Genomic DNA, 12991 nt, shown 5'->3' with positions numbered 1-12991 from the left:
CCATGGAAAAGGGCTATTGCATGAAATATCAGGAAGAGGTGCCCCTTGAGGAGGGATGCCGCCACCCTAGGGACTACTGTCCTCACCGTCAGGGCTGCATGCTCTATCTCATCTGGAAGGAAAAGATAAAAGATGAAGATCCTTCTGACCAACGATGACGGCATCTACGCCGAGGGGATCTGCGCCCTTTACCGGTGTCTTTCTCTGGATCACGAGGTAGTGGTGGTGGCGCCGGAGGCCGAACGCAGCGCGGTGGGGCACGCCATCACCCTTTCCGAACCCCTGCGGGTCCGGGTGGTGCGGCGGGGAAGGGATTTCTGGGGGTATGCCATAAACGGCACCCCGGCCGATTGCGTAAAGCTGGCCTTCTACGAGCTGGTGGGACCGGTGGACCTGGTCGTCTCCGGTATAAACCGGGGAGCCAATGTGGGCATAAATGTGCTTTACTCCGGCACGGTATCCGCCGCCACCGAGGCCGCCATCCTGGGGCTCCCGGCCCTGGCGGTGTCTCTCGCCGCCTACCGAAACGAAAGTTACTGTTTCGCCGCCTACTTCGTGGCCACCATCCTCGAAGACATCTTCAACTGGCCCCTCCCCCGACCCTTCTGCCTGAACATAAACATTCCCAACCTTCCGGCCCATCGGATCAAAGGGGTAAAGTTTACCCGACAGGGAGTACGGAAACTTAGAGAACGCTTTGAAAAACGGGTTGATCCGCATGGGCACATTTATTACTGGCAGTGCGGGGAGGAGTTTCAGGAAGAAGATGAGGAAACCGATGTCGTAGCCATTAAACAGGGTTTCATAAGCATAACCCCTTTGTATCACGATCTTACCCAACACAAAGTTCTGCATCTTCTTAGGAATACTGAAGTTTCTTTCTAAGCTCTTGACAAAAATTTATTGCTTTTTATCATATCAGAAGAATAAAATCTTTCTAAAGGAGGAGGCTTATGGCCCGCAAAAGAAGCAGACCTCTGACCAAGGAAGATGTAAAGTTTATTTACGAAAACTATCATAAAATGACCTCCGCAGAAATTGCGGAAAAACTCGGTATCAGCCGATTTCAGGTAACTAAGACGGTCAGTGAACTCAGGAAACGGGGAGTAGATGTGCCCAAGAAAGCCGGAAAGCGCAAAAATCCCATAGATGAATTCGTAGAGGAATTAAAGAAAAGCAAGAAGTCTTAAAGCTTCAACAATTCTCTCGCTTTTTGACAGTCTTTTATAATCTGTTCGGCTAGAGCGGCCGGAGAGGGGAATTTTCTTTCCGGCCGCAGAAAGTCTATAAATTCCACCGAGAGCCTCTCTCCGTAAATATCGGATTCAAATTCGAAAATATGCACCTCCAGGCTCAATCGATGACCGCCGAAGGTGGGTTTTTCTCCTATGTTCATTACCCCGAAAAAAATCTTTCCTTTCAGGCACACCCTTACGGCGTAAACGCCTCTGGCCGGAAGAAGCTTTTCCGGGGGAGGCTCCAGATTGGCGGTGGGAAACCCCAGGGTTCGTCCGCGAGCCTCTCCCCGGATCACCCGCCCGGAGAGGAAGTAGGGACGCCCCAGGAAAAGTGCCGCCCGGCGAACCTCCCCCTTCTCCAGGAGTTCCCGAATCAGGGTGCTCGAAACGACCTGCCCTTCCACCACCCGGGGAGGGATTACCCGCACCCGAAAACCGTAACGCTCCCCCAGGTGCTTCAGGAGTTCCTGATCGCCACCCCGCCCCCGGCCGAAACGATAGTTGAACCCTACCACCAGCCCCTTGAGCCCCAAACCGTAAACCAGATATTCCTCCACGAACTCCTCGGCCGGGAGATCGGCCACCTCGCGATCAAAAGGGATTACCAGCACCGAGGAAATCCCCGCCTCCTCAATAAGCCGGAGTTTCTCCTCAAAGGTGGTCAGCAGGTGCAAGCCGGCCTCGGGACGAAGAATCAGACGGGGATGAGGCTCAAAGGTAATGACCAGAGGTTCCCCGGAAAGCTCCCGGGCAAGATCCCGGGTGGCCTCAAGAAGGGCCCTGTGCCCCAGGTGGACCCCGTCAAAATTGCCCAGGGTCCCCACCGGATTCCTCAACCTCAAAGGAAAATCCCGGGGATAATAGAGTCTCATTTAAAGATAGGCCTTAATGGTCTCCACGAAGCGGTCGAAAAGATACACGGCGTCATGCGGACCCGGAGCGTTTTCCGGATGATACTGAACCGAAAAAGCCGGGATCTCCCGATGACGAATTCCCTCCAGGGTCTCGTCGTTGAGGTTAATGTGAGTAACCTCCACCTCGGGGGGCAGTTCCTCGGCCCTCACGCAGAAACCGTGATTCTGGGAGGTGATTTCGATTCGGCCGGTGGTGAGGTCCTTGACCGGGTGATTGGCCCCTCGATGACCGAACTTCAGTTTGTAGGTGGAGGCCCCCAGGGCCTGTCCCAGCATTTGATGCCCCAGACAGATCCCGAAGAGAGGCCTGCGCCCCAGAAGTTCCCGCACCGTGGCCACCACATAAGGTACCGCCGCCGGATCCCCGGGACCGTTGGAGAGAAAAATTCCGTCCGGATCCCGGCGCAGGATCTCCTCGGCCGGGGTGTGGGCCGGGAAAACCAGGCATTCACAGCCCCTCTCCTCGAAAAGACGAAGCTGGTTCAGTTTGAGGCCGCAATCGAGTACCGCAATGCGCAAACGCCCGTCCCCCGAAAACTCCGAAGCCTCTTCCAGGCGCCCATTGCGCCAGCGATACGGACGCCGACAGGTCACCTCCTTCACCAGATCCCGTCCCACCAGCCCCGGACTCTCCTTCACCCTCTCCAGGAAACGCTTGGGATCAAGGTCCTCGGTGGTGAGACCGGCCTTCATGGCCCCGTAAAGGCGAAGGTGTCGGGTGAGAGCCCGGGTGTCGATCCCCTCCACGCCCAGCACTCCGTTTTCGATGAGCCACTCCGCCAGAGACTTCTCCGCCCGCCAGTTGCTGTAGCGGGGCTGATATTCCCGCACCACGAAGGCCTCCACATGGATGCCCAGGCTCTCGGAATCCTCGGAGTTCACCCCGTAGTTTCCGATTAAAGGGTAGGTCATGGCCACGATCTGGCCTTTGTAGGAGGGATCGGTAAGGATCTCCTGATAGCCGGTGATGGCGGTGTTGAAGACCATCTCTCCGAAAGCCTCCCCGGGACCGGTAAAGGACCGGCCCCAGAAGTGAGTGCCGTCCTCAAGCATCAGAAGAACCCTGGGACCTTTTTTACGCGCCAACTCTGACCCCCTCTTCGGTAGTCTTTCCGGATGCGGGCACCTCCGGAGGAGTCTCACCGGAAGATCCCCTTTCCGTGCGAACCCGCGCCAGAAGATAGGCCCGGATAAAGGGATCGATCTCTCCGTCAAGCACCGCCTCTACATTCCCGGTCTCGTACCCGGTTCGGTGATCCTTGACCAGACGGTAAGGTTGTAACACATAGGAACGGATCTGACTGCCCCAGGCGATCTCCTTCTTCTCCCCCATGAGCTGGGCCTTCTTTTCCTCCAGTTTGCGTCTTTCTAATTCGTAGAGCCGGGCCTTTAGGATCTTCAGCGCCATGGCCTTGTTAAGATGCTGGCTGCGTTCGTTCTGACAGGTCACCACGATACCGGTGGGAAGATGGGTTATCCGCACCGCGGTCTCGGTCTTGTTCACATGTTGTCCGCCGTGCCCGGAGGCCCGCATGGTCTCTATGCGCAAATCCTCGGGACGGATTTCGATCTCTATGTTTTCCTCAATCTCCGGGATCACGGTGACCGAGGCAAAGGAGGTGTGCCGGCGACCGCTCGCGTCAAAGGGAGAAATCCGCACCAGCCGATGGACCCCTTTCTCGGCCTTTAAGTACCCGTAGGCGTAAGGACCCTCCACCACAAAAGTCACATACTTTAGACCGGCCTCCTCCCCGGCCAGCAAATCCACCACCCGAACCCGGAAGCCCTTGCGCTCGGCCCAGCGGGTATACATGCGCAGAAGCATCTCCACCCAGTCCTGGGCCTCGGTTCCCCCGGCCCCGGCGTGAATGGTAACGATGGCGTTGGAGGCATCGTGCTCCCCGGAAAGAAGTACCCTCAATTCCTCCTCGGAAAGGATCTTTTCGAGCTCGGAAAGCTCGGATTTCACCTCCCTCAGGGTCTCCTCGTCGTCCTCCTCCACCGCAAGTTCAAAAAGAACCCGCAGATCATCCATTCGCCGCGAGAGTTCCTTCCAGCGGGATAGGAGGTCCATCAGACGGGAGCGTTCCTTCAAAATCTCCCGGGATTCGGGAGACTCCCAGAATCCCGGATTGACTATCTCCTTTTCCAGAACCTCCAGACGAGCCTTAACTCGATCCGGGTCAAAGACACCTCCTTAACTCGAAGAGTCTATCCTCAAGCCGTTCGAGTTCGGCCTTTACCTCCGAGGGTTGCAGGGTCACCGGTCTCATACGCCTCCTCCTACGCTTTGGCAATCATTGCACGCATCAGATCCGCCGCATTTTCAGTCCGTCCGGAGATCTCTCCAATATAATCCAAAAGTTTTAATAGAAAATAAACCTGCAGGAAATCGGAATCAAGGGCGAAGACCTTCCGCTTTATCTCGGTGGCCAGAAGGTCGTTTTCATGCTCCCGACGCCGGATGTCTCTCACAATTTCTTTGGCATCCTGCCGGGAAACATCGTCCCCCCTCTCGATGTAGCTCTTGGACTTTTCGATGAGCGGCACCAGATATTCCGCCGTCTTTACATTTTCCTCGAGAAGCCCGAGGATTTCCCCGGCGATATCCTCCGGCACCTCCACCTGCTTGAAGGTAAGCCACTTGAGGATGTCCTCGGCGGCGTCGGCCACGGCGTCCTGTTCCTTGAGAAACAGAAAGAGCTCGAACTTGTCCACCGGAGTGATGATCCCGTAGGGAAGATGCCCCCGGATGTTCTGTTTGAGCCGGTCCGCCTCCCTTTCGATGGCTATGATGTCTTCGGAAATCTCCCGAAGTCTCCCGGAATCACGCTGAAAATAGGCCTCAAGGGCCAGGGGCAAACGCTCCGTACATTCAATCACCAGACGGGCGTGTCGCTCAAGCAATCCGAAGAGATCCGGCCTTTCCACCGGAGGCAGTTCCGGCCAGATCTCTTCGTGTTTGACCAGTTTACCCTCCACGATGTAGATGATCTCCTCGGCGATGTTCGTGGCCAGATCCGCCACCCGTTCCAGATTCTGGGCCACGATAATGTATTCCACCCCCACCCGGACCACCTCCAGTTTCTTCTCCATACAATCCACTATCCTGTCGATGACCAGCTTCTTGTACCGATCCACCTCATCGTCCCAGGTCTTGATCTCTCTGGCCTTTCGGGTATCCCGGGCCACAAAGGCGTTGATCACCTCCTCGAGCATGCGCAGGGCCTTTCTGGCCATCTCGGAAAGGTCCACCGGACAGGTAAACACATGGGGCAGGGCGAGCAGTCGGGGAACCCGCTCGGCGATGTTCACCGCCTGATCCCCGAGGCGTTCCAGATCCCGGATCATGTCCAGGGTGGAGACCACGAAGCGCAGATCGCTGGCCACGGGGTGTTTAAGGGCGATGGTCTCCAGACAGATCCGGTCTATGGCCAGATCCAGGGCGTCGATGCGGGAATCCTGCTCTATGACCCTTTCGGCCAGCCGGGGATCCCGTTTCTCAAAGGCGGTCACCGCGGATCGCACCATCTCCACCACCAGACGACACATCTCCAGAAGATGATTGCGAATCTCCTGAAGATCCCTATCCACGAGGGTGCTCATTTCCTCTCTCCTTATCAAAAATTCTCACGGATTTCTTTAATCCTTTACAAGGACCAAATTGAAAACAATCCGGGATCTTTTTGTGAAAATTACCTTAATTTTTCCCGAATCACAAGCGAACCGGTCCGATAACCCTCGAGATCGAGGGCCACCCGCTTGAACCCCAGTCTTTTGAGAACAGGGATTATCTTCTCCCGTGCGGCAAATAACTGATCCAGGGCCTCCGGGGGGGCTTCGATCCGCGCCTCGCCGCGCACCAGACGCACCCGGATGGGGGCCAGGTTCAGGTGCTTCAGGAGAAAATCCTCGGCCCTCAGCACCCGTTCAAGTCCTTCCCGGGTGACAGGCTCCCCCGGGGGAAACCGGGTGGCCAGACAGGGGGAGGAGGGCCTCTCGGCCTGGAGGAGCCCCAGGCCGCGGGCAAGTTCCCTTACCTCTCCCTTGGTCAATCCAGCCTCCGCAAGGGGACTCCTCACCCCGAGTTCCGAAAGGGCGCGAAGCCCGGGACGATCCTCCAGGAGGTCGTCCGCCTGGGTTCCATCAAGAAGGGCTTTCGCTCCGAAATTCCGTACTTCTCTCAGGAATAATTCAAAAAGGGTCTTCTTGCAGTGATAACAGCGATCCGGAGGGTTTTCCCGAAATTCCGGAAGAGATAAGGCGTCAAAAAATACTTCTTTGTGCTCGACTTTCAGGATCCGGGCCGTTTCCCGGGCCAGTTCCGCTTCGCCGGGAGGGAAAATAGGTCCCGTGGCGGTCAGGGCCAGGACCCGCTCCGGCCCCAGAATCCGGGCGGCGGCCGCCGCCAGCACGGCACTGTCCACCCCCCCGGAAAGGGCCACCGCCACCCTCTCCAGGGGGCGCAGAATACTCTCCAGGGCCTCCGGGATCACCCGCCGCGAGGACGGAAGGGGAAGAGCTCCGCCCCCGGAATCGGGGCCACCGGTTCGGTAAGAAGCATCTCCCCGCGTTTTATCCACCCCTTGAGAATCTCGGCTATCTCCCTGGCCCGGACATAACTGGAGATGGGGACGGTGGGTACCTCCTTGTCCAGGACCTTGATCTTGCCGCTCTTGAGCTCGGCATAGCTCACGATTCCGTAATTGCGCTTGATCCCGTTGGGGTAATCGTAAGCGTAGTCCACCACCTGAGTGAAGAGCTCGTCGTCCCCGAGACCGGTCCAGCGGGCCACCTCCTCGTTCAAGACGGGGATGGGTATCCCCAGCCCCACCGCCATGGAGCAGCCGTAGCCGATATGACTGGTGCCCACCACCCACCGGGGATCCATATCCTTGAGGTTGCCGAGCACCATGAGGGTGGCCGCCGGGGTAAGAGGAACCCCCTTCTCGGTGCGTTTTACCTCCATATTGTGCTGGGTCCCGGCCCACACCACATATCCCTTGGCTCCCCCCAGAAAGATCCGGGTCCCGATCCCTATGGTCTTGAGATAGGGATCCTTAAGAAGCGGGGAAAGTTGCCCCGCGGTGGCATAATTGGCGTTTCCGGCGTGCGGACGCAACACCCCCATGTAGGTGTAAAGGGTCTTTTCGGAAAGATTTATGGCGCAGTTGTAGTTCTGATAGGCGTTACGGGGATTGCAGAGCACCGCATAGGGCAGATCCGCAAGCGTAATCTCGGCCTCGTACTCCTTGCGGGGATAGCAATGCGTGCCGTAAGCGATGGCCCGAAGGTGAACCTTCTTTCCGGCCACAAGATCGTGAATCACATGCCCCCCGCCGTAGCGGAACTCACCCGGAAAGACCTTGTTCAGAGGGTCGTCCTCGGCAGGCTCCGTGGCCCCTATGTAGATGTCCACCGCGGCGAGTCCCGCGTAGGCCGGCACTCCGTTCAGCCACACCCGATAGGCCTTTATGGTGGGCACGGTGTGCCCGAAGTTGATGAAGGCCCCGGAGGAACACATGGGAGAGAAGGTCCCGGTGGTCACCACATCCACCTCGCGGGCGGCCTCCTCCGGACCCACCTCGCGAACGATTCTGACCATCTCCTCGGCCGTGACCACCACGGCCTCACCCCGCCGAATCCGCTCGTTGATCTCGTCGATGGTCTTACGCACCTTAAACTCTCCCATGATGCCCCTCCTTTCTCAGTCTACTACGGCGATCACCCGATGGCCGGCCACCTCCAGGGCCGAAGCCAGGGGTTCCACCGGCATCTTTTCCAGCCTGATGTAATATACCCGCTCCCCGCAGGGATCCACATCCATGCCTATGGAAATAACCCGCCCCCCGTGGGCCCGAATGATCTCCAGCACCCCGTCCAGCCCCTCCGGTTCCTTCGGAATCACATCCACCCGCGAACTCGACCGTAAGAGGCCCATAAGCTCTATAAAGGCCTCCAACAAATCCGTAATGGTAATTATACCCACCAAACGGCCCTTTTCCACCACCGGAAGTCCTCCGATCTTGTGGCGATAGATGATGCGGGCGGCCTCGTCGATGGTGGCCTCCGGGGATACGGTAATGGGATTCTGAATCATCACCTCCCGTACCGGACGCGAGAGTTCTCCGGGCCTGGTGTACTGGCGAATGGTGCTCTCGGTGAGAAAGCCGAGAAGACGATCCCCCTCGGTTACGGGAAGATGCCGGATGGCGTGCCGCTCCATGAGCCTTACCGCTTCCTCCAGGCTCTCCTCCGGGGAAACGGTGATGACCTCCTTGACCATCCAGTGCTTGACCTTCAAAACCCCTCCCCTCGGCGTTTTCCCATCAATCTATTCCGGTTAAATCCTTTCGGCAAGGGAAAAGACCTTAAAAGACCTTGAGAAGGGAGGCCAGGGCCGAAAGCACCAGAAAGAGGTGAACGAGCCGGTGGTAGGACCTTTCCCCCAGGCGGAGATAGATCCATTGCCCGAGGAACATTCCTCCCACGATGAAGGGGAGGTAAGTGGCGTAAAGTCTTAAAATTTCCGGGCTCAGGCGTCCGTAAAGACCGTGGGCCGCCACCATAAAGGCGGCGATGCAAAGGAAGGCGCCCTGAAGGGCGCTTTTCAGGGTGTCCTTATCCATGCGCAAAAGACTCACATAAACAACCACCGGGGGTCCGGGGGTATTGAGCATTCCTCCCAGGAAGCCGGCGGCAAAGCCGAAAAGGGGGCCCCAGCGGGGAGAAAGCCTTATCCTGCGGGCCCCAGGGTTCAGCGTTTCCCACAGAGCGTACCCCGAAACCGCCACAAAAAGCACCCAGCGCAGGACCTTCTCCGGGAAAAACCCCAGAGCCTTAGCTCCCACGAAAACTCCCGGAATCGCGGCAAGCACCAGTCCCGCCACCGGACGCCAGTGGAAACTCCGCCGAAGGAGCCATAACATGAGCACATTGAGGGTGAATCCGCAGAGGGCCACCAGGGGCACCACGCGCAAAAGAGGCCATTCCAGGGAAAGAAGAGGAACGGCGAGAAGCGCAAAGGCGAAACCGGCCAGTCCCTGAACGAAAGCGGCCAGAAAGAGAACCAAGGCCTCGAGCATCAGAAAAGGATCTCGATGAGAATCCGATTGGACAGATCACGAAGGTCGGAAAAGGGGAGCACCTGCTGAAACCCGCTCGAAAGATCCTTGAGGATGGCCCGCCCGCTGCGGAGTTCCTCCTCGCCCAGGATCAGCACCATTCGGGCCCCCAGACGGTCGGCCTGACGCAGGAGGGCCTTAAGGCTTCTTCCTCCGTAATCGGTTTCGACGCGAAGACCTTTCCTGCGCAGGTGGAGGGCCAGCCACAGGGCCCGGCGCAGGGCCTCCTCTCCCAGGGGGGCGATGAAAAGTTCCGGAGCGGGACGGAGATCCTGCGGCGGTCTTGCCGTAAGCAACCATCTTTCCATGCCGATGGCAAAGCCCACCGCCGGGGTCTCCGGTCCTCCCAGAGCGGAAACCAGACCATCGTAACGCCCCCCGGCGGCCACCGTATCCTGAGCCCCGAGGCCCGGAGCCTTAATCTCAAAAATGGTCCTGGTGTAGTAGTCGAGCCCCCGAACCAGACGGATGTTCTCCTCGAAACGAATTCCGGCTTCCCGCAGATACTCCCTGAAGGCCTGATAGTGCTCCCGGCAGTCCTCGCAAAGGAAACTGGAAAGACCGGGGGCCTCCCGGAATTCCGCCTGACAGGACTCCTTTTTACAGTCGAGCGCCCTCAGGGGATTTCGTTCGGCCCGCCGCTGACAGTCCTCGCAGAGACGGTCCCTTCGGGCCAGAAGAAACTTCCTCAGTTCGTCCCGGTAAGGCTTCCGGCACTCCGGACACCCCAGAGAATTGATCTCCAGGCGAAGATCCCGGGCTCCCCCGGCGGAGAGAATCTCCAGGGCGAGAGCCACCAGCTCGGCATCTACCCCGGCAGAGGCCTCCCCGAACACCTCCACATCGACCTGATGGAACTGGCGCAGGCGTCCCTTCTGGGGACGCTCGTGCCGAAACATGGGCCCTATGGTGAAGAGCCTGAGCGGTCGGGGACGCACATGGAGACCGTGTTCGATAAAGGCCCTCACCATGCCCGCCGTGGCCTCCGGACGCAGGGTGAGACTCTCACCGCTGCGATCCACGAAGGTGTACATCTCCTTTTCCACGATGTCGGTGGCCTCCCCAATACTTCGGGCAAAGAGTTCCGTGCGTTCGAGAATGGGAAGTCGCACCTCGGAAAAACCGTAGCGAAGCAGGAGTTCCCGGGCCCGGCTCTCAAGCCAGCTCCAGGCCGGGGTCTCCTCCGGCAGGATGTCCTTGAATCCCCTTATCCCCTTAATCATCGCCGCAGGGAGGCCTCTTGTGACAGATGGTATAAAGTTCGGTTACGGTGATCATCCCTCGGGTAATCAATTTCTCGAGTTCCGGAAGAAGACTCTCCACCTTTTCCCAGGTTTCCACCACTTCAATCTTCAGGGGCAGATTCTCCGAGGCTCGCAGGAGCCTTGCCGAGTGGACCTTCTTGTCCGGTCCGTAACCGTAAACCCCCTTAAACATGGTCAAGCCGTGAATATCCTTTTCCCAGAGGAAATCCAAAATGGCCCGGTAAAGGGGCTTGCGCCCCACCTTCTCGTCCTCGTCCAGGTATATGGAAAGGAGTACGCAGCGGCCGTTCATCGCACCAGAACCCGGGCCAGAGCTTCCCCCAATTTTACTCCGAAAAGCCCCAGCCCCACACTCAGACTTACATTAAGGACGAAGAAAATCCATTCCCCTTCCTTGAGGAGCTCTCCGGTCTCGTAGGCAAAAGTGGAAAAGGTGGTAAAGGAGCCCAGGAATCCCACCGCCACCAGCAGCCTGATTTCCGGGGGTATAAGGAGGGTCCGGGTGGACAGTTCCATAAAAAACCCCAGAAGGAGTGCCCCCAGCAGGTTAACCACCAACGTTCCCAGGGGGAAATCGGCTCCGAAGCGCAGGAACCAGCCGCTAACCAGATAACGACAGACCGCCCCCAGGCTTCCGCCCAGCGCAATGTAAAGAAATTTCACTTTTAAAGCTCCACTCCCCAGCGTCGCAGGAAGTTGAGTCCCCCCGGAGGTACGAAGGTCCGGGTATAGCCGGCGGCGGTCAACCACCTCTGGGCCTCGTAGGCCCGGCGGCTGGAATTACAGATGAGGATCACATCCTTGTCCCGGGGGATGCGATCCATCTCGCGGCGCACCTTGTCGTATTCCACATGGATCCAGCGGCCGGGATACTTCCTGACCAGGGGCTCGGCCTCCCGGGGATGACGGGTATCCACGAAAACGGTATCGGGATCCCCCTCCCGGAGTCTCCGCAGGACCTCCTCCCAGTCCATCTGGACCAGGATCCCGTCAAGGAGGTTCTCCGCGGTGTGGGCCACATCGTGAATGGGATCCAGGGCGGAATTGAAGGGAGGAGCGTAGGCCAGCTCGAGGGAGATGAGGTCCTCCACCGTGGGGCGATGGGGCAGGACGGAGGAGACGGCGTGGATCCGGGCGAGCGTTCCGTCCGTTTTGGGACCTACGGCCTGGAAGCCCAGCACCCGTCGGGTTCTCCGGTCGAACACCAGCTCCACGAAGATGAACTCGGCCTCCGGATAGTAGTGCGCCCGTTCGGTCTGATTCCCCAGGGCGTAATCGGCGTCGAATCCCTCGGCGCGGGCCACGGAGAGGGAAAGCCCGCAGGCTCCGATGGCCAGATCGAAACACTTCATGATAAAGGCTCCCACCACGCCCGGGAAACGCGTGGGACGCCCGGCCAGATTGTCCCCGATGACCCGGCCCTGACGGTTGGCCAGCGATCCCAGGGGAAGCACCACCCTCTTTCCGGTGACCAGATGCACGGTCTCGATGCAGTCGCCCCCGGCGTATATGTTGGGGTCCGAGGTCTGGAGGCGATCGTTCACCACGATGCCCCGGTCCACCAGGAGACCGGCCCGCCGGGCCAGGTCAACATTGGGACGCACCCCGGTGGCGAAGACCACTATGTCGGCGGGATAACTCCCCCGTTCCTCCACCACCTCGACAACCCGGCCGTCCTTTCCGCGAATTTCCTTGATACGGGCGTTCACCACCACCCGAACGCCCTTCTCCCGGAGATGATGCTCCACCATCCGGGCGAGCGGTGGATCGATCAGCCTGGGCAGCACCTGGTCGAAGTATTCCAGCACCGTGGTCTCCACCCCCCAGAGGTCGGCAAAGGCCTCGGCCATCTCAAGCCCTATGGGACCGGCTCCGATAATAACGGCGCGTTCCACCTGCCCCCGGGCCAGGCGGTTCTTGATCTCTATGGCCTTGTGAAGATTCGCGATGGCGTAAACCCCATCGAGGTCCCGGCCCGGAATGGGAGGAATAAAAGGAGTGGACCCCGTGGCCAGAACCAGATTGTCGTAAGGGATCTCCTCTTCCTCCCCGGAATCGAGGTGTTTGACCCTCACCACCTTTCGCTCCCGGTCTATGTCCGTGGCAAGCGTGCGGGTAAGCACCCGGTCGATTCCCTTGGCGTTTTCGAAAAAGTATTCGTCCCGGAGCATGTGAAAGGAGGTCTCCCGGAGCTGATTTTCGTCGGGAATGTCCCCAGAGATGTAATAGGGGATTCCGCAGCCTCCGTAGGAGATGAGATCGTCCTTGTCGATGAGGGTGATTTCCGCCTCGGGCATGAGTCGTTTGGCCCGGCAGGCCGCCTTGGGGCCGCAAGCCACCGCACCTATTACCACGATCCTCTTGCCCATTGCGCACCTCCCTTCTGGCTTCTCCCCTTTCTTATCACCGTCTCGGGGATTGCGCAAACCATCCTCAATTTAGCGGAATCG

At 58.6% G+C, this 12991-nt stretch carries 15 protein-coding genes; 3 read left to right on the top strand and 12 right to left on the bottom strand.

The annotated features are described in order from the left end of the window. The first annotated feature begins 2 nt into the window (after positions 1–2). The 3 genes from K3767_RS03925 to K3767_RS03915 all read left to right on the top strand — a co-directional run bounded on the left by K3767_RS03925 (position 3) and on the right by K3767_RS03915 (position 1190). Complete coding sequence (locus K3767_RS03925) at positions 3–158, top strand: hypothetical protein (RefSeq protein WP_221172242.1); 156 nt, start codon at positions 3–5, stop codon at positions 156–158. After that, entirely contained in the window at positions 133–885 is a 753-nt protein-coding gene (surE, locus tag K3767_RS03920) for a 5'/3'-nucleotidase SurE (protein ID WP_221172241.1), read from the top strand. The genes K3767_RS03925 and surE overlap by 26 nt, the downstream gene beginning before the upstream one ends. Positions 886–953: 68 nt before the next feature. Further along, positions 954–1190, top strand: coding sequence for an HTH domain-containing protein (locus K3767_RS03915; protein ID WP_221172240.1), 237 nt, complete (start codon positions 954–956; stop codon positions 1188–1190). On the opposite strand, the gene K3767_RS03910 is transcribed toward K3767_RS03915, so the two are convergent. From K3767_RS03910 to K3767_RS03855, 12 genes are all read right to left on the bottom strand, one after another. After that, a complete protein-coding gene (locus tag K3767_RS03910) occupies positions 1187–2080 on the bottom strand; it encodes a bifunctional riboflavin kinase/FAD synthetase (protein ID WP_255592200.1) in 894 nt (297 codons plus the stop codon). The two genes, K3767_RS03915 and K3767_RS03910, sit on opposite strands and share 4 nt — an antisense overlap. A gap of 30 nt (positions 2081–2110) precedes the next feature. After that, complete coding sequence (carA, locus tag K3767_RS03905; protein ID WP_221172392.1) at positions 2111–3205, bottom strand: glutamine-hydrolyzing carbamoyl-phosphate synthase small subunit; 1095 nt, start codon at positions 3203–3205, stop codon at positions 2111–2113. Positions 3206–3227: 22 nt separating this feature from the next. Further along, a protein-coding gene (prfB, locus tag K3767_RS03900) for a peptide chain release factor 2 (RefSeq protein WP_370630430.1) occupies positions 3228–4425 on the bottom strand; the annotation gives its coding sequence in 2 pieces (ribosomal slippage) (positions 3228–4349 and positions 4351–4425; 1197 coding nt in all). 10 nt (positions 4426–4435) lie between these two features. Beyond that, complete coding sequence (gene phoU / locus K3767_RS03895) at positions 4436–5758, bottom strand: phosphate signaling complex protein PhoU (RefSeq protein WP_221172238.1); 1323 nt, start codon at positions 5756–5758, stop codon at positions 4436–4438. Positions 5759–5847: 89 nt separating this feature from the next. Next, a complete protein-coding gene (larE, locus tag K3767_RS03890) occupies positions 5848–6648 on the bottom strand; it encodes an ATP-dependent sacrificial sulfur transferase LarE (protein WP_221172237.1) in 801 nt (266 codons plus the stop codon). After that, positions 6645–7844: a homocysteine biosynthesis protein gene (locus K3767_RS03885; protein WP_221172236.1), complete on the bottom strand. Its 1200-nt coding sequence runs from the start codon at positions 7842–7844 to the stop codon at positions 6645–6647. Before K3767_RS03885 ends, larE begins: the two co-directional genes overlap by 4 nt. 15 nt (positions 7845–7859) lie before the next feature. Beyond that, positions 7860–8456, bottom strand: coding sequence for a CBS domain-containing protein (locus tag K3767_RS03880; RefSeq protein ID WP_221172235.1), 597 nt, complete (start codon positions 8454–8456; stop codon positions 7860–7862). 67 nt (positions 8457–8523) lie between these two features. Further along, on the bottom strand, positions 8524–9237 hold the full coding sequence (locus tag K3767_RS03875) for a sulfite exporter TauE/SafE family protein (RefSeq protein ID WP_221172234.1): 714 nt from the start codon (positions 9235–9237) through the stop codon (positions 8524–8526). Beyond that, a complete protein-coding gene (gene hisS / locus K3767_RS03870) occupies positions 9237–10499 on the bottom strand; it encodes a histidine--tRNA ligase (RefSeq protein WP_221172233.1) in 1263 nt (420 codons plus the stop codon). Before hisS ends, K3767_RS03875 begins: the two co-directional genes overlap by 1 nt. After that, positions 10492–10833: a DUF190 domain-containing protein gene (locus K3767_RS03865; protein ID WP_221172232.1), complete on the bottom strand. Its 342-nt coding sequence runs from the start codon at positions 10831–10833 to the stop codon at positions 10492–10494. Before K3767_RS03865 ends, hisS begins: the two co-directional genes overlap by 8 nt. Continuing rightward, a complete protein-coding gene (gene crcB / locus K3767_RS03860) occupies positions 10830–11204 on the bottom strand; it encodes a fluoride efflux transporter CrcB (RefSeq protein WP_221172231.1) in 375 nt (124 codons plus the stop codon). Before crcB ends, K3767_RS03865 begins: the two co-directional genes overlap by 4 nt. A 2-nt stretch (positions 11205–11206) precedes the next feature. Beyond that, positions 11207–12910 (bottom strand): FAD-dependent oxidoreductase, encoded by a 1704-nt coding sequence (locus K3767_RS03855; protein ID WP_221172230.1) that lies wholly within the window; start codon positions 12908–12910, stop codon positions 11207–11209. Positions 12911–12991: the final 81 nt, after the last annotated feature.

The sequence above is a fragment of the Thermosulfurimonas sp. F29 genome, assembly GCF_019688735.1.
GTDB lineage: Bacteria > Desulfobacterota > Thermodesulfobacteria > Thermodesulfobacteriales > Thermodesulfobacteriaceae > Thermosulfurimonas_A.
Note: the sequence above shows the minus strand (reverse complement) of the source record. Positions and strands in the feature narration are given on the sequence as shown.

What these genes read in the sequence shown, in the direction of transcription:
- K3767_RS03925 (WP_221172242.1), top strand. Translation starts at nt 3, where the DNA reads ATGGAAAAGGGCTATTGCATGAAATATCAGGAAGAGGTGCCCCTTGAG.
- surE (WP_221172241.1), top strand. Translation starts at nt 133, where the DNA reads ATGAAGATCCTTCTGACCAACGATGACGGCATCTACGCCGAGGGGATC.
- K3767_RS03915 (WP_221172240.1), top strand. Translation starts at nt 954, where the DNA reads ATGGCCCGCAAAAGAAGCAGACCTCTGACCAAGGAAGATGTAAAGTTT.
- carA (WP_221172392.1), bottom strand. Translation starts at nt 3,205, where the DNA reads ATGCTTGAGGACGGCACTCACTTCTGGGGCCGGTCCTTTACCGGTCCC.
- phoU (WP_221172238.1), bottom strand. Translation starts at nt 5,758, where the DNA reads ATGAGCACCCTCGTGGATAGGGATCTTCAGGAGATTCGCAATCATCTT.
- K3767_RS03885 (WP_221172236.1), bottom strand. Translation starts at nt 7,844, where the DNA reads ATGGGAGAGTTTAAGGTGCGTAAGACCATCGACGAGATCAACGAGCGG.
- K3767_RS03875 (WP_221172234.1), bottom strand. Translation starts at nt 9,237, where the DNA reads ATGCTCGAGGCCTTGGTTCTCTTTCTGGCCGCTTTCGTTCAGGGACTG.
- hisS (WP_221172233.1), bottom strand. Translation starts at nt 10,499, where the DNA reads ATGATTAAGGGGATAAGGGGATTCAAGGACATCCTGCCGGAGGAGACC.
- K3767_RS03865 (WP_221172232.1), bottom strand. Translation starts at nt 10,833, where the DNA reads ATGAACGGCCGCTGCGTACTCCTTTCCATATACCTGGACGAGGACGAG.
- K3767_RS03855 (WP_221172230.1), bottom strand. Translation starts at nt 12,910, where the DNA reads ATGGGCAAGAGGATCGTGGTAATAGGTGCGGTGGCTTGCGGCCCCAAG.